This is a genomic window from Renibacterium salmoninarum ATCC 33209 (genome assembly GCF_000018885.1).
Classification (GTDB): Bacteria; Actinomycetota; Actinomycetes; order Actinomycetales; family Micrococcaceae; genus Renibacterium; species Renibacterium salmoninarum.
Window position 1 is genome coordinate 2,083,280 of record NC_010168.1, and the last position, 24,999, is coordinate 2,108,278.

Sequence of the window (24,999 nt, forward strand, 5' to 3'; positions counted from 1 at the left end):
CTCAGATCTCCATCTTTGGCTCTGCCGAGCCGGTTTGAACCGTCAAATTTGGCTCGACGGCGACCTTCGCTTCAGTCGCAGTCTCTGCCTCAGTCTCGGTCGCGGGGCCAGGGATAAACGTCAGGGTAAGATCGCTGCCGTGCCGGATAGGCACTGCAGCTGGGTCCCAGCCGAAATGTCTGGCATCCGCCAGGGTTAACACGCCGATATCGCCGATCGCGGTGATGCCGGAGCCTAAAACGGTCGGTGCGATTGAGACGATGAGTTCATCAACCAAATCGGCGCGCAGGAAGGCTGCTGTCACCTGAGCGCCGCCTTCCACAATGAGGTGGTCAACGCCCTGCGCGCGAAGCGTGCGCCCGGCTTTGAGTGCGTCGTGGTCTTTAACCTGAAGCCAGCGACCGTCACCGCGAATCGCGGCATCTGCCGGAACCTCACGATTCCCCAGTGCTACGCGCAACGGTTGCCGAGCGAACAGTTGGCCATCCGGGTCTCTAGCGGTAAGCCGTGGGTTATCCGCCAATATCGTGCCAGTACCGACCAGCATCGCATGGGCCCTGGTTCGCCGGGCATGCTTTGCCGCTAAGGATTCGGGGCAAGAAATCCATTGGCTACTGCCATCAACTGCCGCAATGCGACCATCGATCGTCTGCATAATGTGCACGCTGGTATACGGCCTGCTGTCACGAACTGCAGCAAACCAGCGCCGGTTTAACTCGTGCCCTTCAGCAGCTCGTACATCCGATATAACGGTGATTCCCGCGGCCCGCAGCCGGGCTGCTCCCCCGGCTGCGTTCTGATCAGGATCATCAGCGGCATAGACCACCGTAGTAATTCCGGCATCAATAATCGCTTGGCTACAGGCAGGCGTTCTGCCCACATGTGAACAAGGTTCTAAGGTACATACGAGCGTGGCTCCCGCGCTTTGTGAGGGCTCCAATTGCGCCAAAGCTAAGGCTTCAGCATGTGGTGTTCCAGCACCGGCGTGATGTCCGGCAGCCAATAATTCACCGTCTGCGCCAAGAATCACCGCACCGACAAGTGGGTTGGCCCCGCGGATCCCTTTGATCGCCGTCGCCAGCGCAAGATCCATTGCCTCGTCATGATTCATTTCGAATCAGCGACCGAGATTGTGGGATCTGGAAAACCGGTCTCTACGGAAACCACTTGGCCAGATTGTCGCTTGATCCGCCACCAGACGAAGAAACCTACCAAGGTGAAAGCGCCGTAGAAGATGTACATGAAGCCACTCGCGTAATAGCCGGCGCTGAACAAGAGCGGTACGCCAACAATGTCAACGGCAACCCAGATAAGCCAGAATTCAACCCAGCCACGGGCCATGCCATACGTTGCCAAGAGTGATCCCATGAAAATCCAGGCGTCAGCCCAAACAGGTTCGTAGGACTCCAGCGCCCGGAATATTGGCGTAAGGACTGCAGTGCCGCCCACTAGGGCAACAATGAGGAAGATCCGAGCCTGCCAAGAGGCCCACTGTGGTTCGACCGCGTTTTGGTTTTGCGAATTCTTCTTACGAGTTTGCTGCCAGCGGTACCAACCGTAGATCGAGACCACGATGAACATGATCTGCCGGCCGGCTTGACCCAATAAATTGACCGGATGCGGAGTACCAAAAACGGTGCCTAAAAAGACCGTGAAAAGTAGGACGTTACCGACGATGCCAACTGGCCAAGCCCAAACTTTACGGCGCATACCGCCCAGGGCGCTGAGCAGCCCAAAAAGATTTCCTAGCACTTCTCGCCAAAGCAAGAATCCACCGTTGGCGAATTCGATTTTGGCTTCAAAGAGCCATCGCAGAAAGTCAATCATGTTCTCCCTTTCCATCTGCTGCGATGGCTCCGGGGAACGTCAATGGCGCGCGCTTTTGATAGCGCACAGCATCGTACGTGCTTCTCTCATCCAGACTTTAACTGTCGGTACCGGAATTTCACCGATTCAACCGGTTGCGTGGGCTGTTGCCAGCTTCTGCGCGCGGGTCGCGGACTATAACCGCCGGTTCGGACTTACACCGACCCCGGAGCACGTTGATCTAATGATTATCACATAACAACTTCAGTGCGCTGCGATTCGTTCCCGCAGATAAGTCGTTATATTGCATAGCGGCCCTGAATCAGGCCTCGCCGCCAAAGTACAGGCTAGCGTTTCCGTCGCGAGACATGACTTTCTGCACCAATCCGCCGATTCCCGAGCTCAAACACTGCGGATCGTGGCTGACACCGAATCGACCGACTCGAGGAACTTCGATGAGGCTTTCCAACTGATAAAGCTCAGTCATCCACTCCCGTGATCGGCAGCTTCCGGGGTCGCTGAACACAGTGGCCGACGTCGGCACGTCGATTTTGGTGCCTGGCTCAAGTAGCGGCGGCTCCGCCCGGTTGTCGTAGTAATCCAAAAGCGATGAGCCAACGGTGCCGGTGAGCCAGTAAAGACTAAGCATGGTCAAGAGTGCGTAGTAGTCGCGACGATCACTCAGATCGGCCTCAGGACCGGCCCAAACTCGCCATTGCTGCACAATCCAGGCAGCAATCCCGATAGGTGATTCCGTCAACGCGAAGGAGAGCATATTTGATTTAGCCATTGGCCCGGTGTCCACCGAAACCTCAGCATTTTCCCAAGCGTCACTTTGCGCTAGCGAAAGCATTTCCGCCGTTGATAACGCTTGGCTTGCGCAGGGCGGCCTGCTCACATCCAAGCTATTCAGATAGATACCGATCAACCGTTTTGGTTGTTGCTGCGCCATCATGGTCACGATGCCGGCACCAAACCCAGTTCCAACGGCCGCAATCCGCGAATAGCCAAGCTCATCCATTAGCCGGTGCCAAAGCTTGGCGGTATGGGCGTAACTCCACGTCGAACCTCTTGGCCGTTCCGAAAAGCCAAATCCCGGGATCGATGGAATCACTACGTCAAAAGCGGGTCCGGTCAAACCGTGCCGACGTTGATCGGTCAACATCGAAATTGCTGGCACATATTCTAAGAAAGTACCGGGACAGCTGTGCGCCAATAACAGTGGGACGCCGTTTCCTCCCACCGCTCGGACGTGCACAAAATGCACCCGAACACCGTCAATATTGAGGGTGAATTGCGGGATTTGGTTGAGATTTTGCTGCTGTTTTTTCCAGTTGAATTCGTGAGACCAATACTGGCAAAGCTGTTCAAAATGAGCTTGATCTCGTGGACATTTCCAATTGGAAACGCCGTCGGCCAGGTCATTGGCTGTCTGGCCGACTCGGGACAGCAACTCGGTGAGCTCATGGTCAGAGAACTCGATGGAAAATGGCTCGACTCGACCCATAATCATCCCCTCTGATTGTTTGCCCCATTGCTATGCCAAGCTCATTGCCCTGCCAAGCCCATTGCTCTGTCAGCCAAAGTCAGTCACGTTCGAATGGTTTCGGCTGAACGGAGCCGAGCCGGCGCAAAGCCTCAATTGCCGCCGCCGGATCTGGTGTGTTGTAGACAGCTGAGCCAGCAACAAAAACATTGGCGCCAGCTTCGGCGGCACGCTCAATGGTGTCAATCGAAATGCCGCCGTCTAACTGCAACGAAATAGCCGCGCCTGAGCCGTCAATAGCTGCCCGAGCACGCCTGATTTTGGGAAGAACTACGTCCAGAAATGCCTGACCGCCAAAGCCTGGTTCTACCGTCATGAGCAGCAACATATCTAGCTCCGCGAGCATGTCCAAATATGGCTCAACCGGTGTGGCTGGCCGTAGCGCCATACCGGCCCGAGCACCGCGCTGGCGCAGTTCCCGAGCAAGTCTGATCGGAGCTGCTGAGGCCTCAACGTGAAAAGTCACCGATGCTGCGCCAATATCAGCGTATTCGGGCGCCCAACGATCAACATCCGAAATCATCAAGTGCACATCGAGTGGGATCGGGCTGACCTGTTGAATTCGGTTGACAATCGGTAAGCCGAGGGTCAGATTCGGCACGAAATGGTTGTCCATCACGTCAACGTGCACGGCTTCTGCGTTGCTAATTCGGGCTAATTCCGATTCGAGATTGACGAAATCCGCGGACAAGATGCTCGGATGAATGGCAGCCATCGAGAGTTCCTTTAGTTTTTCTTGCTGATCAAGGCCAAGAACATTGCGTCCGTGGCGTGCAGATGTGGCCAGAGCTGGCTGGTCTTGCCAAGTCCTGGTTCGGGGTGTGCCGAATCAAGTGGTTTCAGCGCGACGCCGTCGATCACTTCACCGGCGTCAAGCAGCGCTAAATCATCGCGCTTTCGCAAGACATCAGTGATCACTGCGATGGTCTCCGCTGGATGCGGCGAACAGGTTGCATAAGCCAACACACCGCCAGGTTTGAGCGCTTCGAGGCCAGCGGTAAGCAATTCTCGTTGCAGCTGGCTGAGTTCAGCGACTTCGGCAGGGGTACGCCGCCAGCGGGACTCTGGACGACGCCGCAATGCACCAAGACCGCTGCAAGGCGCATCAATGAGGATCCGGTCAAAAGTCTCAGGTTGCGAGGTACCGATCTGCCGGCCGTCCCCGACCTGCACCTTCCAAGCCGTATTCGGTACCGCAGCCAAGGCCTTTCGGACCAGTTCCGCACGGTGTTCTGCAGGTTCATTGGCTAATAGCGTGGCACCTCGTTGGGCCGCTAGAGCAGCCAATAAAGCGGCTTTGCCTCCGGGACCAGCACAAAGATCCAACCATTTTTCCGCAGCCGAATCTTTCGTGTGTACCGGCGCCGAGGCAAGGGCTCGCGCCACTAATTGCGAGCCAACGTCTTGAACTCGAACGATGCCTTCGCAAATCGATTGCAAGCGCCCTGGATCGCTGCCAGAAGACAAAGCAGAATCGACTGCCAACGGACCGGGCGTGAAGTCGGCGTCGAAAGCTTCAGCGGGCGAGCCAAGCCCGGGAAGCGCCACGAGATTCACTACCGGTGCTGCGTTATCTGCCTCAAGCAGCGCATCAATTTCAGTCACCGGCCGGCCATGGGCGACTAATGATTGCCGAAGCGCCCGCACGATCCATTCCGGATGCGCTTGCCGGATTGCCGCTACCTTCACCTGGTCAGTAACGCCAGCGGTGAGTTCATCAAGCCATTCCGCGAGATCTTTCGCAGCGATCTTGCGCAGCACCGCATTGATAAACGACGCCGGACCCGCACCGATCACGGCCCTGGCCAATCCCACGGTCTGGTTGACGGCAGCATGCGGAGGAATCCGCATTGCGAGCAGCTGATGGCTGCCGAGCCGCAGGGCATCAAGAATTGCTTCGTCAACTTCAGCTAGCGGCCGGTCTACGCAGCTCGCAATGATTGCGTCGTAAGTACCTTTTCCACGCAAGGCGCCGTAGCACAGCTCAGTAGCTAAACCGGCGTCGCGTTTGTCTAACCGGTTCTGCCGAATCCGAGCCGGTAACACCAAGTTCGCGTACGCATTGTCTTTTGAAACAGCGCGCAATACTTCGAATGCCACCAACCGCGCTGCGTCCGCTTCGCGTACTCGTTGCGCAGGGGTCGACTCGGAAAAGGCCCGGGCGGTATTGCCGCCGCGGTTGCGCTCACGTCCTCGATCATTACGCCGTCTGTCGTTTTCTTGTTGGCTATTCACCAAAAACCATCCCGTCAACCATTCCGACGCCGCGCAACCAGTCTGCCGCATCCATCATCTTTTTTCCGGCTGGCTGTACGGCCAACAATTCAATTGCGTGTGATCCAGTGCCAACCAGCAGCGATTTTCCAGCTTGAGCAAGCTGTCCGGGTGCCAGCTCGCGCCGATCCGGACGCAAGGTAGCCGCAGCAACCTTAAACCGTTGTCCAGCCAGTACTGTCCAAGCTCCGGGTTCTTCGGTAACTCCCCGAATACGCCTAGATACCGCCAATGCGGGCACTGAAAAATCGATTCGACCGTCCTCAATAGTCAATTTTGGCGCCAAGCTAACCGGGCCAGTTTGTTCGATCGCGGTTGCCGTTCCGGCCGCGACTGCGCTGAGGGTTTGTGTGAGCAGTACCGACCCAGAATGCGAGAGCCTAGTCAAAAGGGCGGAGCCGGTGTCATCACGACGGATGAACTCGGTGACCGTGCCAAATACTGGTCCAGTGTCCAAGCCGGCTTCAAGCTGGAAGGTAACGGCACCAGTGACGTCGTCTCCGTTGATGACCGCATGTTGAACCGGTGCCGCTCCACGCCAGGCCGGCAAGAGCGAAAAGTGCAGATTGATCCAGCCGTAATCGGGAATGGTCAAAGCAGCCGGTGGCACCAAAGCGCCATACGCCACGATCGCGGCCACCTCTGGACGCAACAGCGCGATCTGCTCTTGTACTTCAGTATCCAGACGGTTCGCCCGGATAATTGGTAATCCGAGTTCCTCGGCACGAGCAGCGACAGGCGACGGTGCCAGCACTCGCTTACGGCCAATCGGTGCGTCCGGCCGGGTCAAAACACCAACGACGTCGAACCCGGCGGCTAGCAGTGCTTCCAGCGATGGCAGGGCAACCGCTGGCGTGCCGGCAAAAAGCACTCTCACGCTCTGGTACCTGAATTCACGCTAAAACTGGACCCAATCGTCTGCGCTCGATGCGCAGTCGTCTTGGCGCTCATCTGGTCAAATTGTGCGTCGCGGATAGTGCGCATGGCGGCTCGGCGATCGTCGCCGGTCAGCCGGTCAATGAAGAGTTTTCCGTTGAGATGGTCTGTCTCATGTTGCATGCAACGAGCTAGCATCCCGTCGGCTTCGATCAGCACCGGATTGCCATTCATATCCATGCCGCGGACCCGACTGGTTTGCTTACGCTCAACGGCGTAGCCAAGCCCTGGTACGGAAAGGCAGCCTTCGGCTCCAGATGGCTGGTTGGCTTCACCATTTTCAAGCACTGGATTGATCACGTGTCCGGAGAGTTCGCCAATCCGGTAAGTGAAGATCTGCTTACTGACCCCAACCTGCGGTGCCGCGAGCCCGACGCCGTCAACGTCGTCCATGGTCTCAAACATATCTGCGATCAACTTGGCCAGCTCTGGGCCAAATTCGGTGACCGGTTCGGCGACCGTGCGTAGTACAGGATCACCCATGATCCGAATTTCCAGGATGGCCATAGCCCGTCCAACTCCATCTATCCGTGAAGAACAGTCAATTGATTCTAGTCGGGTGCAGTTGCAGTTTGGGCATTGGCCACAACATCAACGCTGAGGCGGTGGAACAGGCAACAGCGGGGCGGCAGCCTTTGCCGTTTCAAGATTGCGCTCCCACAATCTGCGCAGTGCACAGAACTTGTACCAATGTTGGGGCAGAATTTCCGGATTCGCTCGCATTGGCAAAACTTCCGTTTCACCAATAGCCACGGCAAGCAACAGCGGATCTTGGCCATATTGCCACTGTTCCCACTGCCCCGAAGTGGCATCCAATAAGCTTTCTTCAGCTTTCATACCGGCGACGAGCTGCATCACCACTTTGGGATCCATTGCCTTGATCTGGCCATTGCGGTCGGTACCTTTGGTTTTGAAGTCGATCAGGCAAAGCCGCCCCGCGATCTTGGCGACTAAGTCCATCGTGCCGGCGTAGCCAACGCTTTGGTTCCAAATAGTCACCTCAGGGACCAACGGTTCAACGCCGTAATCCTGCCACCAAGTATCGAACCGATCTGCATAAGCGCTCTCGCCATTCTCGGCAAGCTGGGTTCTGGCTCGTTCCAGCTCATGATCGCGTTCAAGCGCTTGTAACGAGACCTGCTCAGCATAAAAATGCACTCGATCGCCACGCTCAGCGGCCGCATTTCGGTAGTCCTCAGCAGCTGAGGCGGCTCCACGCACCAAAAGCCGCATTTTTTCCGCACGGCCAACCGCCTCTGGCAGACCAACATGATCAGCTAATGCCTTAGCTGCCATATAGCCAATCCAGCCATTAAGATCCATGGCTTGCAACCCAATAACCGTGGTGATCGATGGCGCTGCTGGCTGCTCGCTCAGCGAACGAGCATACATTCGACCAAAAGCTGTGGCATGGGCTAGGGCTGGCTGAGTCATGAATCCACTATGTCATCTTGGGCCGACAACTTCTCCGGCGGCGATTCGGTCTGCGGATCGGACACGGTTCGCGGATCAGGCAGCGGCACTTCTGCCGCAGAGTCGAAATAGGCCTGATACGCAGCATGCACCGTTAAGGCCTTGCCAGTTTGCTGAATCAGCGGATCGAAGAACGCGTCCCGATAGTCCTTGCTCGAATTGACCGAAACGACAAAGTTGAGCGCGCCAATCGCGGCCAGGAATGCGGATACGCGCACCGGAGTTTGACCGATCGGCAAATTCAGACCAAACATTTGCAATGGCACATCAGGGCGGCCCGCCCATTGATCGACCAACGAAGCTGGAATCGACAGCTTAGCGAGCACCATCATGAAGAGAAAAACCAATAGCCCAAAGATCAGTACTTGCAGGCACTGGGCAAGCACCATGACCCAGACAACATTGGCCTGCTCAGTGCGGCTTAGTTCCTTCCAGCTACCTCGCTGCGACTCCTGAATGCCAGCAAGCAGCGTATTGCCGCGGAGCAGTTCCCGGGTCTCAGGAGTCAGTGTTTCCGGTAAATCTCGCAGTTCTTTGCGAGCGCTGTAGATAACAAACAGCAAGCCAATCCCGAGCAGAAACATCAGCAGCCAAAAGACCTGTCCCCGTTGCAAACTCGCGGTCATTTGCCACATCTCTTGCGAATAGAACGCAAAGATGACCACCAGAATTAATAACGGCAAAGCGACAGCGGCCAACAACCAGATCGCCGACAGCTGCCGAAAAGCTGCTCGCACGCTCCAGCCCAAGAAAGAGCCCAAACCTAACCAGCCCAGGGCCAAGACCAGCAGCACCAAGGCAACGTTTTGCCAGATTTCACTCCACCAGGACGTTTCTGGCGAGCCAATAGCTATCAACGGATTGATCAGAATAAGCAACACAATCGACGCCAGCGCGAGCGTGCGTGCCGCGGCAAACTTCATGGTGAAGTACCGACGCGCAATCAGCGCAACGATCAAGGGCAATACGATGATGGCTACTGGCAATGAAACCAGGACTAGCGCCTGCGTATCATTCAACTCAGAAGTCTCGTCACTCAGAAACCCGATGGCAGAAGAGTGCGAGTAGATTGCCCAGGCGAGGGCTGCTAAGGCGAAAAACAGCAGGACCGGCGCACATCGGGCAAGTAACCGACGTCCTCGGGATTTACGGTCAACAAAGTACGGCAATCCTTGTTCCCGGAACCACTGTTCGGTGATGTAGCGAGCCTTTTGCGATTCGGTCGAAGCCATGAAAACAGCTTAGGCGACTAACTAGGCCTGGTTTGGCTTCAAGTACAGCGCAAAATAGTCTTCAACTCTTCGCCAGGCGGTTGCCGCCGGCTCTGGTTCTGGACCGATCCCCATCACCCTTATCAAAGGCTGGATAAGCTTTGGGCCGGTCGGTTCGTCATTGAGAAAGGCTTGTCCCGCTTGCGGATATTCGGTGACCTGATGGGGCACACCTGCTTTATTGAGCGCAATCTCCAGCTTTCCGGCGGCGCCTCGCAGGGTTCGATCTTTCGCTCCGTAGCTGGCGATCAGCGGACAAGTACCGGCCATCGCCTCGTCGAGCATTTCGGTTTTAGGGGGCAGCTGCCCATAGTTGACTGAAGCGACGTGATGCCCCATTTTGGCGGTCAGCAAAGCAAACCCGCCGCCCATACAAAACCCAATCACACCGGTCTGTCCATTGCAGAGTTCACTTTTGAGTAACCACTGCCGGGAGGCTTCAATATCGGCAAAGGCCCTGCCTTGGCCCGCACGCATGGCGCGCATTGTCGACACCAAACATCGACGCGCCCCGCCGTCGGAAAAGAGATCCGCAGCCAAGGTGAGATAGCCGGCACCCGCCAGTCGATCAGCATGGCGGCGCTGCACGTCATCGAGCCCAGTTGCCTCGTGAATCATCACGACACCTGGCCAAGGACCTTCTCCAGCGGGCGTCGCCAAATAACCGTTGAGAGTTTTGGAACCGCCAAGCTCCGCAGCAATATCGGTCAAATCAATTCGCTCACCCATTTTTGCTCCTCTTGACTGGCTTTACGCTTGGCGTCGTCGGCCGAACCACGGCCCAAACCGGTTGCAGCACAGTCAAATCAGCAAGCATCGGAGCAAACTGAGGGCAGCTGACTATCAGACACCCGTCCAGTCGGCCTGGTGCAGCCAGTCTGCAAAACTCAACAAGCCTGGATGGAGCCAGCGCAAGAGCGAAATATCTCGATCACAATCGATGAGATCCCGGTCGGCGAAAAACTGGAACATCGGCGCATCATCGTGGCCAAACTCGGGCATGATGATCATCAAGTCCTGAGTTGGCATAGGAATGTAACCGCAGGGAATATCGGTAACCCGAGTGAAAGTCGCGGCGATTGCCTGGTTACGGTTTAGCCGAACGTCAGAGCCCGGGCGAGAAGTTTGAGTACGTGCTGACTGAATGGGCTCACGTGCACGGCAGAGCCGTGGCGGAATTCCAGGCATAAGGGGTGGGCGATACTGGGTTCGAACCAGCGACCTCTTCGGTGTGAACGAAGCGCGCTACCACTGCGCCAATCGCCCCTAAAGCTGCTCAAAAAGCTTAGCCGACTTTCGACGTCGAGACCTAATTGACAAACCTTGGACGGCCAGACCCGCAATCAGCACCACGACAAAGCGATTCGGACCGGAGAACGAATAGCCGAAGCTCCTCGTGCGTCTGCTGAGGATGAACTTTGCTAGCCGCCCCGAAAACTAATTTCCGGATCGAGGTCAAAATACTTCTCTTCCCGCGGAATCACAGGGCAAATTGGCATCATTTATCGATCTCCATGCCGCAAAACGACACCCTGAAAAAATGCTGATTTTGCGTTTACTGATTCGTCCTATAGAGTTTTTACTCGCAGGAACACGAGGAAATGAAGACCGAAACGGCCACTAAGCCGGCTCGGAAAACATTGATTCACAATGAAAATTGGTTCCTTCTGCGGATGTGGCTCAGTGGTAGAGCATCACCTTGCCAAGGTGAGGGTCGCGAGTTCGAATCTCGTCATCCGCTCGCAGGAAACTGTCGATAGTGCTCCGGTAGTCAAACTAGTTTGACGAAAATGCCGGAGCATTACACTACGGTGGGGTGGCCGAGAGGCGAGGCAGCGGCCTGCAAAGCCGCCTACACGGGTTCGAATCCCGTTCCCACCTCTCGACTGCAATCTGTATTGATTGCACGAAAGACGCGGATAGACAATGGGCGATTGGCGCAGCGGTAGCGCGCTTCCCTGACACGGAAGAGGTCACTGGTTCGATCCCAGTATCGCCCACTCGGATGGTTGCGCTCAAGGCAACATTCCAGCCACTCGCCAAGCGGGTGGCTTTTTTGTTCTCATAGTCTTCATTCTCACCGTCCAGCATTCCACCATCCTTTGGGAAGCTAACGGACGAGGTACTCCCCCGCCGCTAAAACAGCTGGTCTGATGCCCAGTTCGCGCACGCTTCGCTCAAACCGCCAAACAGCATCGGGCGTTCGCGCATAAAGCGGTGGCCGATCCAGACCATAGTGCATCGGGACCGCGATGCTAGCGCCCAGCAAATGTGCAGCAACCGCTGCCTGCTCCGGTAATAAGACTGAAGGCAAGGGACTGGACGGATGCAAATTGGGCACCTCCGCGAGCACCAGACCGTTGATTGGTAAAACTGCAATATCTATCGGACCCAGCCGTTGAGCAATTAACCACCAATACCCGTGGAACATAGTGTCACCGCCATGAAAAATGCGCAGGTCTCCTGTGTCCACAACCCAGGAAATCTGCAAATCACCTAACCCGTCGACGGCGGGGCACGCGGTTACTCGAAACGGCCCAGCCCAATCTGCGTAGTCTCATTGCTGACTTCCAAGATTGCTATCAAGCTGATGACCGTGTGGCATTCGTTCCTCCAGTTGATTGTGAGTCAGGGCATGAATCGCCAGCGCTCAAGAGCAGTGCAGCGCAGCTGCGGGCAGCGGTGGCAATCGAAGAATCCTGCTCGATCGCGCTCACCATCGTGGCACCCTCGATAAGAACCAGCAGCTACGTCGTCAGCTCGGCAGCTCCGGCAAGGCCGACGGCGTCGAGTTCTTCACGGAGAAAGCCTCGGTAAGCGGATAGGTTCCGGCGAGCCAAAACCGTGGCCACACCGCCACTCACCCGTTCTTCAGCTGCAGCACTCACCACGGCGCAGCCAGCAAAATCTTCCGCACTAAACCATGTCAAGAGCAGGTCAAAGATCGCCAGGATTCGCGCAATACCCGGCGGGTGAAGTTCCGCGACTGACCTGATCCACCGTTGCGCCTGGCGGCTGGCGGCTGCGATGGTCCAATACTGCTTCGACCAGACCCTCTTTGGAGCCGAAGTTCTTATAAATTGACGCCTTTGAGGACTTGGTGGCCACGGCAATTTCGTTCATGCCTGCTAGATGAATACCTCGGCTGGCGAACACTGAATCGCAGACTTCAATAATCCGTTGTCGAGCACGCTCCGGATCAATCGATTCTCCTGGCGGTATTGGCATCTGCTCGCCTAAGTAGGTAACAAACGTTACCTACTTAGGGTTAACCGCGCAAGCAACAAAAAAGTGGCCCCCGCACGATTGCCGAGGACCACTTTTATTCAATCAGTTCACAATTTCAGTGCAGCAGCTTCAAGCCCACGACGCAGCTAACAATGCCCAAGAGCAACAAGATTTTCAGTAGCGAAACGGTTTCAGTGCCGGTGATCATGGCATACGCAACGGTTAGTACCGCACCAATTCCGACCCATACCGCATAGGCCGTGCCGACCGGGAGCGTTCGCATTGCCCAAGCCAATCATGCTTGCCACCACTGCGACCCCGAAAATTACGCTGGGCCAGAGCTTGCTAAAACCTTCAGATTTGCCCAAGGCAGTAGCCCAAACAGCTTCTAAAACACCGGAAATTGCCAAAATTATCCATGCCATGATTTACCTTCTTACGCCGTCTTGTCGCTGGCCGGGTACGGCGCACCTCGTCCGGGCGCCTTTGGCCCTTTGATTGTTTCACATTGCCTGCAGAAACGATAGATGACCGAATATCTAACACCCTCTAGCAACCGGGACGCGTCCCGATTAGGATCAAGGCTAGAGGAGCAAACTGGCTCCGGTAATCGAAGGGAGGTGCCCGTGGGTCTATTTGACGAGATCAAGGACAAAGCCGGGGATCTGGTTGGTGGCAATAAAGACGCCCTCAAGGACGGCATCGAGAAAGCTGGCGATTTCATCGACAGCAAGACCGGTGACAAGTTCAAAGATCAGATCGACTCGGTCCAGAGCACTGTGGGTGGATTCGTTGATAAGGCTTCTGGCGGCAGCGCCGAAGCTGAATCTAGCGAAGCTCCTGCAGAAGCACCTTCCGAGGCACCTGCACCGGAGGGCGAAGCTCAGGGCTAAGCCCCGGCTTCCACGATTTGAGTCAACGGGGTGCTGGCCCCGCCGAGAGGCGGCGCCGGCACCCTTGGCGTTTAACGCGGCAGGATCTCCCAGTTACCCCCTTGACCGAGTGGGGAATTCCGATTTATCCCGTTCAACCCGCCAACTCAACGGGATATCCTGGCCGTCCGCAGCGCTGGCTACAGGCACGAGACGAGGAATCTAAGGCCAACTAGTGCCGTCTGGCTCCTTGAGCGCGACGACGTATTGCATAAGATCAACACTCAAGCTTTTACCGGACCAGGAAGAACTATGCCAAGCACCTCACCTGCTACCACGCCAGCAACAAAAGGCACGTTGTCCCGCCCGATAGTGGCCGGAATCATCACTGCGCTGGTCGGATTTACTTCCTCGTTTGCCGTAGTGCTGGCTGGTTTAAACGCAGTAGGCGCAACCGACGCGCAAGCTGCATCTGGGCTACTCGCCTTGACCGTCACTTTCGGCGTGGGCATCTTGATCTTGTCCTGGCGCAGCAAACTTCCCATCACCTTGGCTTGGTCAACACCTGGTGCCGCACTACTGGCGAGCACTGGCGCCATCGACGACGGCTGGCCGGCCGCCGTCGGCGCATTTCTGGCCGTGGGCGCGCTCATCGTGCTCACTGGGCTGATTCCGGCTTTAGGCAAGCTGCTAGGCCGAATACCGACGTCGTTGGCGCAGGCAACGTTGGCTGGCGTGGTGCTGTCATTGTGCCTAGAGCCTTTTCCGCACTGGGCGCTACCCCAGCACTAGTGGCGCCGGTGATCTTGTGCTGGCTAATCATGGTCAAATTTGCGCCCCGTTGGGCGGTGCCAGTGGCATTGGCTGCCGCCCTGTTAGTCATTGGCATCTACCTGACTAGCACCGGTGCACGGATTGACCCAGCTAACCTGCTTCCTGCCTTTAGTTGGACTACGCCGACCTTCAGCTGGCAAGCCATGATTGGCATCGCCTTGCCATTTTTTATCGTGACGATGGCATCCCAAAACATCCCCGGCGTCGCGGTACTGGCTTCCTTGGGTTTCCGGACGCCATGGCGGTCCTCGATGATCGTCACGGGTATTGGCAGTATGGCTGGTGCGCCCTTTGGCGGGCATGCGATCAATCTTGCCGCGCTCAGCGCAGCCTTATCCGCAGGCGAAGAGGCCGGCCCGGACAAGAACCGTCGCTGGATTGCCGCTTTCAGCGCGGGCTGGGCTTATCTGGTGCTGGCCGCACTGTCCACCGCTTTAGTTAGCCTGGTAGCTTCCGCACCGCACGGCGTCGTCGAGGCAGTTGCCGGGCTGGCCCTGCTTTCCACCTTCATCAGTTCCATCTCGGCCGCCTTTGCTCAGGCGAATGACCGGGTTGCTGCCGGCATCACTTTTCTGATGGCAGCGTCCGGGTTAAGTTTCTTCGGCATCGGCGCGGCATTTTGGGTGCTGCTTGCCGGTCTTCTGGTCAGCTGGCTGCTCAGCCCGCGTAAATCTGACTAAGCTACCGGGCTAAATTCAGCCTTGTTGAGCTTCGCGAGCCAACGCCATCAACCGAGAAACTGCGCGGAAGTACTTTTTCAAGTAGCCGCCAGCCATCATCTCGGCGGTAAAAAGCTGATCAAACGGCACACCACTCGCTAAAATCGGCACATCCCGATCGTAAAGGCGGTCGGCCAGCACCACGAACCGGAGCGCCACGCTCTGCTCCGTAATGGTTTTGACGTCTTTCCACACCACGCCATCAATACCAGCTACCAGCTGCCGGTATCTGCTCGGGTGCACGCCGGCCAAGTGATCCAAAAGCGTGCTGAAATCGTCAACGGCTACGGTTTTCTCCGGCTCAGCGCCGCCAAACTCGGCTTCCATCGCTGCATCAAGTTCTTCAGTTGCCAACGGTGCCGGCGGAGTCGGTAGACCACGATGCCGAAAGTCCTCGCCATCAATCCGAATCACCTCGAACTGATCGGCTAAAACCTGGATTTCGCGCTGAAAGTCCACCGCGGCAAAGCACCCCTCGCCCAACGAGCCCGGTAGGGTATTCGACGTCGCTGCCAACCGCACGCCCGCGTCAGCTAACTCGCGCATCAGCCGAGACATCAGCACCGTATCGCCCGGATCATCGAGCTCAAACTCATCGATGCAAACAAGTTTGTATTCCTTAAGCGCCTCAACAGTTTTACGGAACGAGAGCGCGCCCACCAGATTCGTATATTCAACGAAGGTGCCAAAAGCTTTGGGGCCGGGCGCTTCGTGCCAGAGCGAGGCAAGTAGGTGAGTTTTACCAACGCCGAACCCGCCGTCGAGATAAATTCCGGCCTTAGCCACCGGTTTTTTCGAACCAAAAAATTTCCGCAAACCGCGAGCGCTACTAGCACCGAATGAGGCAGCAAAGTCCCGAAGCGCCGTCACCGCAGCAGCCTGGGACGGCTGCGCCGGATCTGGACGGTAGCTATCGAACGAAACCTCGCCAAACCTTGGCGACGGGTAGAAGCCCTGCAGCAATTCATCGACGGAAACTGCCGGTCTGCGGGTGGCAAGGTGCTCGATCTGTACCAAAATCAATCCATTCCGGGCAGGCACCCGTGCTCTGAGATCATTCAAAATATGCCTACGGCAATCGAAGGCTGTGCGCTCGCACCACAGTTATTTTCGCACCCTTACCCCAGCTAGACCGAAATCGGGGCTTTGCTAGATGTGTCTTTACGTGACTTCGGGAAGCTTTCAACTTCCGGCATTGTTGAGCACGTCGTTAAGCTGGTGTGAAGGTGATACACCGCCAACGACCAGCCGATCTAACAGGAGTACACCATGAGCCTTGCCCCAGAGACAGACACCGAGAACGCCACTAAGTTCTCCGGTTATGCCCACCCCGAACGCTTAGTCTCGACCCAGTGGGTGGCCGATACGATTGCCGCTGGAAAAGTTGGCACCGCTGAGTTGGCAATCGTCGAGTCAGATGAAGACGTGCTTCTCTACGGAACCGGACACATCCCCGGCGCCGTCAAAATTGACTGGCATACCGACCTCAACGACCATGACACTCGCGATTACATCGACGGAGCAGCCTTCGCTCAGCTGCTGAGCAGCAAAGGCATCGGCCGGGACACCACCGTGGTCATCTACGGCGACAAATCAAATTGGTGGGCCGCTTATGCGCTCTGGGTTTTCACGCTTTTTGGCCACCAAGACGTGCGTTTGATTGATGGTGGTCGGGATAAGTGGCTTGCCGAAGGCCGCGAGGTTTCCACCGAGAGTTCAGCGCCAGCACCAGCCGAGTACCACCCGGTTGAGCGCAAAGACGAAGAAATCCGCGCCTTCAAAGACGATGTACTGCAGCACTTGGGCAACGGGTCGCTGATCGATGTGCGCTCCCCCGAGGAATACACCGGAGCACGTACGTCAATGCCGGCCTACCCGGAAGAGGGTGCGCTGCGCGGCGGGCACATTCCCACCGCAGCTTCAGTGCCGTGGGCCAAAGCAGCCGCTGAGGATGGTAAGTTCCGCAGCCGAGAAGAACTCGAGAACATTTACCTTAATTGCGCTGGTCTAAAGGGCGGCGATGACGTGGTTGCCTACTGCCGAATTGGCGAGCGCTCTAGCCACACTTGGTTTGCACTCAAGCATCTGCTCGGCTTTGACAATGTGCGCAATTACGACGGTTCCTGGACTGAATGGGGCAACGCGGTTCGAGTTCCGATCGTCAAAGGTGAAGAACCCGGCTCGGTCAACTAGGCCCGGTAAAAGGACTACGCTGGAAACTGCGACTGATACCAAGATGCCGCCGTCAATACCTTTGGCCCTGGCCGAGATCATCGACGACTTCCAAGCGCTCGAAGAAAAAGAGCGATTGCAATTATTGCTCGAGTTCTCCAGAACTTTGCCGCCTTTGCCCGACCGTTTGGCGAACCACTTGGAATTGCTCGAACAAGTAGTTGAGTGCCAATCACCGCTTTTCTTAACGATTGAAAAGGCCGACGACGGCGCCGTACAGCTGTTCTTCTCGGCTCCAGCTGAGGCACCCACTACTCGCGGTTTCGCCAGCGTGCTCTACGAAGGTCTCAATGGTCGCAGTGTTGCCGAGATCCTTGCGGTTCCGGACGATATGCCGGAAAACTCGGTCTGATGCGTGCGCTCACGCCGTTGCGCTTGCGTGGCATGTCTGCGATGCTCGGCCGAATCAAACGTCAATTGCGTGATTTAGACGCCGCCTAATCGGTTCTATCGCTTGCACGATTATCAGTAGAGGCCGCCAATCCGACCTACGGATTGGCGGCCTCTACTACACGCACTGAATGCTCGGACTTCTCAGTGCCCGTCCGCAGATAAGCAGCACAACAACCGTCATCAATATCAGGCAAAGCCAGGCCCAAGCTGCGCGGTCCTAATCTGCGGGAGCCTTCGGCAACCGTCCCGAGCTCGCTGAGACTAATCTCGGTATTCTTCTGGAACGGTATCTCTCGGAAGTTCGTAACGCCCCAATCTGGGCACGAGCCAGGCTGTCACCACGGCCTCCCAGCGAGCGGCGTCGACGTTCCATTCTCTCGTGTGGCCGGCTTGCGAAAACTCAACAAACGTCACCATCTCTGGGTTCCGTCGCGCCAGTTCTTTGGATGGCCCATACGGCACAAAGTCGTCGTCTCGACTGTGCATAATCAGGGTTGGCGTACGTAGTTCCACCGCCCGACTCACCCAATCCATACTCTTCAGATCGACCGGTGCAGCCAGGCCGGTGATTCGCCGCCCCAGCGGATGGCTAAGCATAAGCTGCCCGTAACGGCCGATTGCTGCGGGCACTTTGTTGAGCGCTGCTTGATGCGCTAAGACATCAATCCAATTGATCACTGGGGAATCAAGCACCAAAGCAATCACTTGGCTACGGTAGCGGCTCTGATCAACCAATTGCAGCGAAATCGCGCCGCCCATCGAGTAACCGAACAACACAATGTCTTTTGCGCCACGACTTAACGCGAACTCAATTGCTGCCTCGACATCTCGCCATTCAGTAAAGCCCAGGCCGTAAAGTCCATCCGCAGTTTCCGGCGCATCGCCATCGTTGCGATAAGAAATCAACAAACTCGTCAGGCCAAGTTCGCGGGCCGTGCGCACTGCCCGTAAACCTTCAGTTCGCCGCGCTCCCCGCCCGTGCACCATGATTGCCCAGGTAGATAGGGCCCGACTCGGTTCCGCTGGCACAATCCAGGCGGGCGCGGGCCCAACAGACAAGTTGATCAGTACTTCCTCGGCAGCTAATCCGAGCTCACTTGGGTCACGATAGACCGCACCGGTGAGCCGTCCGCGCAACGCGTGCTGCAGATCGCCTTCCAGCACCTCTTCAACGACGCGAGTCACCGATCCCTCGCGCGGCACATAAGAACGGATGGCACCAATTCGTGCTTGACCACTACCAGCATCAAAGGCAAGTCCGTAGACGCCGTCAACCGTAGTGTCTTTTGTTGCCGGCAGCACAATGTGGAATTCGTCGCCTTCGCGCAAGACCGCGAGAATCGCTAAATCATCCGGCTGCTCTTTTTCCGGCGTAACCACCCGGCGCGCAAAGTAGCCAGCCAATGCCGAGCTACCAGCTGCCGCTACCGAAAGCGCCGTCGTCCCGGCAGCAACGCCTAGCAAACTCCATTTGAGCCAACTGCTGGAACGCCCTGCTGCGTTCTCGCCATCAATCAACTTGGGCATCGGCTGTCGGTCTTGGTGTGCTGCCATGCTTCTATTGTTCCTTAAGGACTTGAGGCTTTGGGCCTCCAGGTGCGGTGATTTGCGTTGCGCAACGTCGTCGAGCTGACTAGCCGATACGCTTAGGCTATGACCGATACCATCATCATTCTCACCGAAGCGGCGCTTGCTCAGATCGACGTGGAGAACATCAGCGGACTTTACGAGGACGGCGAGCAGATTGAACTGACGCTGTTAGTCCCGGAAGACACTCGCCGGAATCTCTTGGTTGATGTCATCGACCAACTGTCGCTGTGGGATATTCCTGCTGCGCTCAAGGAATTCGGCGGCCGTCCTCATGCCGCCCAGGCCCGAACCAGTGCGGAAGCAATCTTAGCGGCCTCGTTGGCTGCGTTGGCTGATAGTGGCGCTCAGGTAAGTGGCAAGGTGATTGATGGCGACGCCGTCGCCGGTTTAGTTGCCGAGGTAGAAGCTAGCCAGGCTCGGCAGGCCATTGTCATCACCGAGCCACATGCAGTAGAAGACACCTTCCGCACAGATTGGGCCAGCCAGGCGCAGCACAAACTCGGCCTGCCGGTCCTGCACCTGTATGCAGGATCGGGATTTATCGGCGACTCCTGAGCGTTACAGAAGTATGACTGATTCAAACGCTGGCTATTTCAAAAACAGCTACACCCCCGCAGTGGTCAAAACTGACCAAGAGTGGCGGCAGGAATTGAGTCCCGAGGAGTTCCGAGTACTGCGCCAATCGGGCACTGAACGGGCCTACTCGGGCGAATACACCGATACGCATACCGAAGGCGTCTACAAGTGCCGTGCCTGTGGTGCGGAGCTTTTCCGCAGCAATGAGAAATTCGATTCACATTGTGGCTGGCCATCGTTTTTCGCGCCCTCCGAAGAAGGAACGGTGCGGTACATCCATGATCGGACCATGGGCATGGACCGCGTGGAAGTACGTTGCGCCAACTGCGATTCCCACCTGGGCCACGTCTTCGAAGGCGAGAGATACGGCACCCCAACAGATAAGCGGTACTGCATCAACTCGGTGTCGATGACGCTGGTTCCGGCCGAATAATCTGTCACTGCTTAAATTCCTAGTCCGTTCTTCCCCACGCTAAGACAAGTGTGCGTGGGGAAGAACGGGTTCACCCCACTTGGGTGTGCTCACCCGTGGGGAGCAGCCACCAAGGTTTCGAGTTACCCGCGCGTAGATTTTTTGCCGTTTTATTCTTACCGGTTGAGAAGCTCAGACCGCAGCTGCTCAACTAGCTCAGCTGCCTCCTCCTGACTCCCCCGGCGGGCGCCCGGCCAAGAATCACTTTCCAACCAGGCAACATCCTTCGGAGTACCGTGACGACGCGGCACCAAATGGATATGTAAATGCGGATAACTGTGCCCGGTGACTAATACATACACGCGCTCAGCGATTGTCGCCTCCAGCGCCGCCGTCAGCTGCTGCATGACGCGGCCGAAGTCGGTAGCTTCCTCAGCAGTCAAGGTACCAAAGCTCGGGTTATGCCGCTTGGGTGTCACCATCATATAGCCCAAGTAGACATCTGATGCATCTGGCAGTACTGGCAACTGGAACCCAACAACCATGTCGGTTTCGACCAGCATGCCGCCTGGCACGGCAAGCTGGCCTGAGACCTCATTCACATAAAAGGCATGCATCGATTCCTGAAATCATGCAGCGAATCTACTCTTCTTTTGCAGCGGCTCCGCGAGACCTATAGCCAGGCAGCCCAGCAAATCCTCATGGTGATGCGCGCGGCCAACGGCATAAGCAACAGTAATACTTATCTATTATCTAAGTTGAGGCATAAGAATCGTTGATCTGTTGTTACGGTGTAAAGGAATTGTTAAGAACACTTGAAAGGACCGAGCCATGACCCAGACTGTGACCACACCTGAGAGCATTACCGTTATCTCTGCCGAGGAACTTGATGCCATTGGCAACAGCCCGGCATGGCTCGATTTGAAATCCGCCGCCACCGAGCTACAAAGCCTCCAGGTCAAAGACGGCTCCGTGCCGGAATCTGAAAACTTGGCTCACGCCACTGAGCTAGTCTCCACCATCACCGCATCGATCGATGCGCTTGCGCCAAACTTCCCGCATGATGCGAATTACCTCTCCCTTTTGGTGAAAAACTTCGGTCGTTGGGCTGACGGTGGCTTTGGTGTGCCGGATTTCCTTGACTCGCTGCTAGCTTTCCAGCCACAAGAACACCGCATTGATGGCCTGGGCCACCTGGTGGTATTCCCGATGTACACCCAAAACGGTTCCACTAACCGCTTCGTAGAAGCCGTTCTGGTCAAAGTTGTCTGGCCCGAGTTCATCGCTGAGCTAGAAGCTTGCGCCTATTCAAACCGACTCTTTGTGCCAATCAGCTTCATCGATTTCACCCCGGGCTACGACACTAACTCGGCAGTACTTTTCCCGGAGTCGGTGGGCGTACGCGAAACGCCGAAGTTTACTTGGGGTGCCATCTTCCAGGACCGCGAAGCCGCTCGCTTCCGCAAAGTACTCAAGGCAGCAGCGGACATCACTTCGCTGGAATTGCCGGAAGACGCCGCTGAGTTCCTTGGCGACCAAAACCTTACCCAGGAAACTTTCGTGATGTGGGACCTGATCCACGATCGCACCCACATGCGCGGCGATCTGCCTTTCGACCCCTTCATGATCAAACAGCGGATGCCCTTCTTCTTGTACTCACTCGAAGAACTGCGTTGCGACCTGACCGCTTTCAGCGAATCGGTCAAGCTGGAGAAGGACGAAAACGCTTCTGAAGGAGTGCGCAAATACGCGAAACTCGTCCAATACGCGGTGCTCTTCGACCGGATCTTCCGCTTCGCTATTACCGGCTCCCGGGTGCGTAACTACGACGGCCTTGGCGGTCAGCTACTCTTCGCTTGGATGCACCAACACCACGTACTGCACTGGACTGACACCAAGCTGACCATCGATTGGGACGAAGTTGCCGACGTCATCGTGGCATTAGGCGAGAAGATCCACGATCTTTACTGGCGCTCAATCGACCGGCCTAAGACCGCGCACTGGCTTGCGGCCTACGAATTGGTCTCCGAAACGGTGACGCCAAACCCCGCCTCGGTCTGGGCTAAAGGCCCCGATGCGCTGCCGCTGCATGAACCGCCGCGCGCGCTCACCGATCAGGTTTTGGACGACGAATTCCCGCTGTCGATGTTCTACGAAGCATTAGAGAAGAAGATGCGTCCAATCATCGAGTCAACCACTGGTATTACCGGAAAAGACAACATCGGCGATCCATCTGAGGCTTCAGAGACAATAGGGGCATGAAGAATATTCTGATCGCCGGCGGCTCCTCAGCCGCCGGCATTGCCGCTGCAAAAGTATTCGTTGACGCCGGTTATCGGGTTATTACGGTCGGCTCCAGTCTGGAGCGGATTTCTACCGCGGCCGATGCCAGCGGCGCCATCGGGTTGGTTGCCGATTTAGCCAATTCGGACGACGTCGCACGCCTGCGCCAGGAGATCAACGGCCAGTACGGCCCCGTGTACGGGCTAATTCATCTGGTTGGCGGCTGGCGCGGTGGCGGCTCAATCCCGGAGCAAAGCGACGCTGATTGGGATTTCCTGCAGCGCAATGTGGTGCAAACGTTGCGACTAACCAGCCAAGAGTTTTTCACCGAGCTGGTAACTGAAGCTGGACGCCTAGCTGTAGTTTCTTCAACCGGCTTAGCCAAGCCGACGGCATCGAACGCCAACTATGTGGCGGCCAAAGCCGCGGCTGAGGCCTGGGTCTTGGCCCTTGCTGAGGGCTTCGCGAAACAAGCTACCGAGTCAGCTTCCGCCGCAGCCGTAGTATTACGCGTCAAAGCGCTCTTGACCGACGAGATGAAAACGGCCCAGCCGGAACGGAAATTTCCTGGCTATACCCACGTTGATGAACTCGGAACTCAGATTCTAGAAGCCTTTACGAACACCGCCGAAAGTCTCAACAGCACCATCATCAGTCTCGGATAGCTAGCCGACTTTGGGATAGCCTGAAGACAGGTCTGCTGGCTATCCCAAGTACGCCTGACTATCGCAAACGCTTGAATATGAGGACATCACTGTGACCGAATCGCTCCACGATAAAAACCTGCGCGGATTCGCTTCCGATAACTATGCGGGCGTGCACCCCGAGATCTTGGCTGCTCTGGCAACCGCCAATGAGGGCCACCAGGTCTCCTATGGCGAAGACATTTACACGGAAAAGCTCACCCAGGTGTTCGAAAAGCATTTCGGCCCAAGTCTTTCGGGCGCAGACATCGAGGTCTACCCGGTATTCAATGGCACCGGTGCCAACGTGGTGAGCCTACAAGCCATGATGCCGCGCTGGGGTGCGGTAATCAGCGCTAAAACCGCACATATCAACATGGATGAAGGCGGCGCCCCAGAGCGAGTGGGCGGCATGAAGTTACTGACCGTAGAAACCCCTGATGGCAAGCTCACGCCCGAGTTGATTGATCAAGAGGCCTGGGGCTGGGGCGATGAACACCGCGCGCAGCCTTTGGTGGTCTCCATCACCCAGGTCACCGAACTTGGCACCTGCTATACCCCGGAAGAGGTCAGCACGATCGCCGATCATGTGCACAAAAACGGCATGTTGCTGCATATGGACGGTTCTCGGTTGGCGAATGCGGCAGCCTCGCTGGGGCTGCCTTTCAAAGCCTTCACTACCGACGCCGGCGTTGATGTACTTTCGTTTGGCGGCACGAAAAACGGCATGATCTTCGGTGAAGCAATCGTCTTGCTGAACCCGAGCGCCGCGCCCGGAATCAAGTTCTTGCGCAAACTCAACATGCAGCTTGCCTCAAAGATGCGTTTCATCTCGGCACAATTCCTCGCATTGCTAGAAGGCGATCTCTGGCTGCGTTCAGCGTCGCACGCGAATGCTATGGCAACCCGGCTTCGTACTGGAATCGAGCAGATTCCAGGGGTGGAAGCCACTCAAACGACCCAAGCCAACGGCGTTTTTGCGATCCTGCCAGAAGGCGTCGCTGATCGAGTTCGGGAGAAGTTCCGTTTTTACGATTGGGACGAAGCACGCTGTGAAGTTCGGTGGATGTGCTCCTTCGATACCACTGAAGCTGATATCGATGCGTTCCTAGCGGCAATCCGAGCCGAAGCGGCACGCTAATACCGCTTGCTGAAGAAGATATTTAGCCCGGGCAAGCCGGTGCTGGCGCTCGACGGCGGCGCGCCTGAGCGTAATTGTCGGTGCCCGGGTATATTCTGCAAAGGTGAGCGCGCTAGCACAGGTTCCCTCTGATTTCCTGACTGCGTTAGGAACACTTCGACAAGCAACATGTCGGAGTGAATTGAGGCTGGAAGAAATCCCCGCACCGTCCCGACTCTCCCCCTACGCGGTGGCGCTCGGCGCTGAGGTCTTTGCCAAAAACTCTTTTGGCTTAGAACTCAAAGACTCTGAGGAACCGGAGGAACTCGCCACGGGCCGATTCATCCTGTTGCACGATCCAGACGGTTCAGCGCTTTGGGATGGCACCTTCCGAGTGGTGACCTATATCCGTGCGCAGTTAGAGGCTGATATTGGCACCGATGCAATGCTGGGATCGGTTGCCTGGACCTGGCTCGTTGAGGCCCTAGAAACCCACCAGGCGGCTTATCGTGCCGCTGGCGGTACCGCTACTCGAATTTTGTCCGAAAGCTACGGTTCCTTGGCTGGTAGCCCCGATGCCATTGATATTGAACTGCGCGCTTCCTGGACGCCCGAGAGTTCAGATGTTCAGGCGCACTTAGAAGCGTGGTCAGATATGGTCTGCACCTTTGCCGGCTTGCCACCGCTGCCAGAAGGCGTCAGCGCGTTACCGAATAGGCGTCGGAATTGAGACGAATAGTTCTTGGGTCAA

24 protein-coding genes, 4 tRNA genes, 4 pseudogenes and 2 riboswitches are annotated in these 24,999 nt (G+C 56.6%); of the genes and pseudogenes, 13 read left to right on the forward strand and 19 right to left on the reverse strand.

Annotated features, from left to right (window positions below; genetic code table 11):
• Nucleotide 1: 1 nt before the first annotated feature.
• The 12 genes from ribD to RSAL33209_RS10435 form a co-directional block, all read right to left on the reverse strand.
• Nucleotides 2–1,111 (reverse strand): bifunctional diaminohydroxyphosphoribosylaminopyrimidine deaminase/5-amino-6-(5-phosphoribosylamino)uracil reductase RibD, encoded by a 1,110-nt coding sequence (gene ribD / locus RSAL33209_RS10380; protein WP_012245741.1) that lies wholly within the window; start codon nucleotides 1,109–1,111, stop codon nucleotides 2–4.
• A complete protein-coding gene (pnuC, locus tag RSAL33209_RS10385; RefSeq protein WP_114597730.1) occupies nucleotides 1,108–1,824 on the reverse strand; it encodes a nicotinamide riboside transporter PnuC in 717 nt (238 codons plus the stop codon). The genes ribD and pnuC overlap by 4 nt, the downstream gene beginning before the upstream one ends.
• A gap of 77 nt (nucleotides 1,825–1,901) precedes the next feature.
• Nucleotides 1,902–2,044, reverse strand: a riboswitch (FMN riboswitch).
• Nucleotides 2,045–2,128: 84 nt separating this feature from the next.
• On the reverse strand, nucleotides 2,129–3,313 hold the full coding sequence (locus RSAL33209_RS10390) for an epoxide hydrolase family protein (RefSeq protein WP_158539311.1): 1,185 nt from the start codon (nucleotides 3,311–3,313) through the stop codon (nucleotides 2,129–2,131).
• A 79-nt stretch (nucleotides 3,314–3,392) separates the two neighbouring features.
• Entirely contained in the window at nucleotides 3,393–4,067 is a 675-nt protein-coding gene (gene rpe / locus RSAL33209_RS10395; RefSeq protein WP_012245744.1) for a ribulose-phosphate 3-epimerase, read from the reverse strand.
• Nucleotides 4,068–4,078: 11 nt separating this feature from the next.
• A complete protein-coding gene (locus RSAL33209_RS10400) occupies nucleotides 4,079–5,587 on the reverse strand; it encodes an RsmB/NOP family class I SAM-dependent RNA methyltransferase (protein ID WP_233494174.1) in 1,509 nt (502 codons plus the stop codon).
• Nucleotides 5,580–6,503 (reverse strand): methionyl-tRNA formyltransferase, encoded by a 924-nt coding sequence (fmt, locus tag RSAL33209_RS10405; protein ID WP_012245746.1) that lies wholly within the window; start codon nucleotides 6,501–6,503, stop codon nucleotides 5,580–5,582. Before fmt ends, RSAL33209_RS10400 begins: the two co-directional genes overlap by 8 nt.
• A complete protein-coding gene (def, locus tag RSAL33209_RS10410; RefSeq protein ID WP_012245747.1) occupies nucleotides 6,500–7,069 on the reverse strand; it encodes a peptide deformylase in 570 nt (189 codons plus the stop codon). The genes fmt and def overlap by 4 nt, the downstream gene beginning before the upstream one ends.
• Before the next feature lie 84 nt (nucleotides 7,070–7,153).
• Nucleotides 7,154–7,996, reverse strand: a complete 843-nt coding sequence (locus RSAL33209_RS10415; RefSeq protein ID WP_012245748.1) for a hypothetical protein — start codon at nucleotides 7,994–7,996, stop codon at nucleotides 7,154–7,156.
• Nucleotides 7,993–9,267: a hypothetical protein gene (locus RSAL33209_RS10420; RefSeq protein ID WP_012245749.1), complete on the reverse strand. Its 1,275-nt coding sequence runs from the start codon at nucleotides 9,265–9,267 to the stop codon at nucleotides 7,993–7,995. Before RSAL33209_RS10420 ends, RSAL33209_RS10415 begins: the two co-directional genes overlap by 4 nt.
• Nucleotides 9,268–9,288: 21 nt before the next feature.
• Nucleotides 9,289–10,035 (reverse strand): dienelactone hydrolase family protein, encoded by a 747-nt coding sequence (locus RSAL33209_RS10425; RefSeq protein WP_012245750.1) that lies wholly within the window; start codon nucleotides 10,033–10,035, stop codon nucleotides 9,289–9,291.
• Nucleotides 10,036–10,149: 114 nt separating this feature from the next.
• The gene (locus tag RSAL33209_RS17575) at nucleotides 10,150–10,320 is read right to left on the reverse strand and encodes a hypothetical protein (protein WP_155116080.1); all 171 of its coding nucleotides are present in this window, start codon (nucleotides 10,318–10,320) and stop codon (nucleotides 10,150–10,152) included.
• A 180-nt stretch (nucleotides 10,321–10,500) separates the two neighbouring features.
• Nucleotides 10,501–10,572 (reverse strand) — tRNA-Val (locus RSAL33209_RS10435).
• A gap of 403 nt (nucleotides 10,573–10,975) precedes the next feature.
• On the opposite strand from RSAL33209_RS10435, the gene RSAL33209_RS10440 reads away from it, so the two are divergent.
• The 3 genes from RSAL33209_RS10440 (at nucleotide 10,976) to RSAL33209_RS10450 (ending at nucleotide 11,306) form a co-directional block, all read left to right on the forward strand.
• Nucleotides 10,976–11,047 (forward strand) — tRNA-Gly (locus RSAL33209_RS10440).
• A gap of 69 nt (nucleotides 11,048–11,116) precedes the next feature.
• A tRNA-Cys gene (locus RSAL33209_RS10445) sits at nucleotides 11,117–11,187 on the forward strand.
• Nucleotides 11,188–11,234: 47 nt separating this feature from the next.
• A tRNA-Val gene (locus tag RSAL33209_RS10450) sits at nucleotides 11,235–11,306 on the forward strand.
• A gap of 110 nt (nucleotides 11,307–11,416) precedes the next feature.
• Here RSAL33209_RS10450 and RSAL33209_RS10455 read toward each other — a convergent pair.
• From RSAL33209_RS10455 to RSAL33209_RS10470, 4 genes and pseudogenes are all read right to left on the reverse strand, one after another.
• A pseudogene (locus RSAL33209_RS10455) lies at nucleotides 11,417–11,827 on the reverse strand (MBL fold metallo-hydrolase); the annotation flags it as partial.
• A gap of 226 nt (nucleotides 11,828–12,053) precedes the next feature.
• The gene (locus RSAL33209_RS10460) at nucleotides 12,054–12,236 is read right to left on the reverse strand and encodes a hypothetical protein (RefSeq protein WP_041684684.1); all 183 of its coding nucleotides are present in this window, start codon (nucleotides 12,234–12,236) and stop codon (nucleotides 12,054–12,056) included.
• A gap of 7 nt (nucleotides 12,237–12,243) precedes the next feature.
• Nucleotides 12,244–12,534 (reverse strand): TetR/AcrR family transcriptional regulator, encoded by a 291-nt coding sequence (locus tag RSAL33209_RS10465; RefSeq protein WP_012245754.1) that lies wholly within the window; start codon nucleotides 12,532–12,534, stop codon nucleotides 12,244–12,246.
• Nucleotides 12,535–12,649: 115 nt separating this feature from the next.
• A pseudogene (locus RSAL33209_RS10470) lies at nucleotides 12,650–12,959 on the reverse strand (DMT family transporter).
• A gap of 10 nt (nucleotides 12,960–12,969) precedes the next feature.
• Nucleotides 12,970–13,030, reverse strand: a riboswitch (guanidine-III (ykkC-III) riboswitch).
• A gap of 130 nt (nucleotides 13,031–13,160) precedes the next feature.
• Here RSAL33209_RS10470 and RSAL33209_RS10475 point away from each other — a divergent pair.
• Together RSAL33209_RS10475 and RSAL33209_RS10480 are read left to right on the forward strand one after the other, a co-directional pair.
• Complete coding sequence (locus RSAL33209_RS10475; RefSeq protein ID WP_049758965.1) at nucleotides 13,161–13,427, forward strand: antitoxin; 267 nt, start codon at nucleotides 13,161–13,163, stop codon at nucleotides 13,425–13,427.
• 291 nt (nucleotides 13,428–13,718) lie between these two features.
• Nucleotides 13,719–14,920, forward strand: a pseudogene (locus RSAL33209_RS10480) (benzoate/H(+) symporter BenE family transporter).
• 15 nt (nucleotides 14,921–14,935) lie between these two features.
• Here the strand turns inward: RSAL33209_RS10480 and zapE are convergent.
• Entirely contained in the window at nucleotides 14,936–15,976 is a 1,041-nt protein-coding gene (gene zapE / locus RSAL33209_RS10485) for a cell division protein ZapE (RefSeq protein WP_041685603.1), read from the reverse strand.
• 252 nt (nucleotides 15,977–16,228) lie between these two features.
• Between zapE and RSAL33209_RS10490 the strand changes: the two genes are divergently transcribed.
• Together RSAL33209_RS10490 and RSAL33209_RS10495 are read left to right on the forward strand one after the other, a co-directional pair.
• The gene (locus RSAL33209_RS10490) at nucleotides 16,229–17,152 is read left to right on the forward strand and encodes a sulfurtransferase (protein ID WP_012245761.1); all 924 of its coding nucleotides are present in this window, start codon (nucleotides 16,229–16,231) and stop codon (nucleotides 17,150–17,152) included.
• Between the two features lie 43 nt (nucleotides 17,153–17,195).
• Nucleotides 17,196–17,632: pseudogene (locus RSAL33209_RS10495) on the forward strand (SufE family protein).
• 213 nt (nucleotides 17,633–17,845) lie between these two features.
• Here the strand turns inward: RSAL33209_RS10495 and RSAL33209_RS10500 are convergent.
• Entirely contained in the window at nucleotides 17,846–19,138 is a 1,293-nt protein-coding gene (locus RSAL33209_RS10500) for an alpha/beta hydrolase family protein (RefSeq protein ID WP_012245764.1), read from the reverse strand.
• 99 nt (nucleotides 19,139–19,237) lie between these two features.
• Here RSAL33209_RS10500 and RSAL33209_RS10505 point away from each other — a divergent pair, with 99 nt between their 5' ends.
• Nucleotides 19,238–19,729 carry a hypothetical protein gene (locus RSAL33209_RS10505; RefSeq protein WP_012245765.1) on the forward strand — a complete coding sequence of 164 codons (492 nt, stop codon included), beginning with the start codon at nucleotides 19,238–19,240 and terminating at the stop codon, nucleotides 19,727–19,729.
• 13 nt (nucleotides 19,730–19,742) lie between these two features.
• Nucleotides 19,743–20,183: a peptide-methionine (R)-S-oxide reductase MsrB gene (gene msrB / locus RSAL33209_RS10510; RefSeq protein ID WP_012245766.1), complete on the forward strand. Its 441-nt coding sequence runs from the start codon at nucleotides 19,743–19,745 to the stop codon at nucleotides 20,181–20,183.
• 155 nt (nucleotides 20,184–20,338) lie between these two features.
• Here the strand turns inward: msrB and RSAL33209_RS10515 are convergent, their stop codons facing one another.
• Nucleotides 20,339–20,764: an HIT family protein gene (locus RSAL33209_RS10515; RefSeq protein WP_158539312.1), complete on the reverse strand. Its 426-nt coding sequence runs from the start codon at nucleotides 20,762–20,764 to the stop codon at nucleotides 20,339–20,341.
• Between the two features lie 229 nt (nucleotides 20,765–20,993).
• Here RSAL33209_RS10515 and RSAL33209_RS10520 point away from each other — a divergent pair, with 229 nt between their 5' ends.
• The 4 genes from RSAL33209_RS10520 (at nucleotide 20,994) to RSAL33209_RS10535 (ending at nucleotide 24,978) form a co-directional block, all read left to right on the forward strand.
• On the forward strand, nucleotides 20,994–22,424 hold the full coding sequence (locus RSAL33209_RS10520; protein ID WP_012245768.1) for a DUF6421 family protein: 1,431 nt from the start codon (nucleotides 20,994–20,996) through the stop codon (nucleotides 22,422–22,424).
• Nucleotides 22,421–23,110 (forward strand): SDR family NAD(P)-dependent oxidoreductase, encoded by a 690-nt coding sequence (locus tag RSAL33209_RS10525; RefSeq protein ID WP_012245769.1) that lies wholly within the window; start codon nucleotides 22,421–22,423, stop codon nucleotides 23,108–23,110. The genes RSAL33209_RS10520 and RSAL33209_RS10525 overlap by 4 nt, the downstream gene beginning before the upstream one ends.
• A 91-nt stretch (nucleotides 23,111–23,201) precedes the next feature.
• Nucleotides 23,202–24,269, forward strand: a complete 1,068-nt coding sequence (locus RSAL33209_RS10530; RefSeq protein WP_012245770.1) for a threonine aldolase family protein — start codon at nucleotides 23,202–23,204, stop codon at nucleotides 24,267–24,269.
• 103 nt (nucleotides 24,270–24,372) lie between these two features.
• Nucleotides 24,373–24,978: a DUF3000 domain-containing protein gene (locus RSAL33209_RS10535; RefSeq protein WP_012245771.1), complete on the forward strand. Its 606-nt coding sequence runs from the start codon at nucleotides 24,373–24,375 to the stop codon at nucleotides 24,976–24,978.
• The last annotated feature ends 21 nt before the right edge of the window (nucleotides 24,979–24,999 follow it).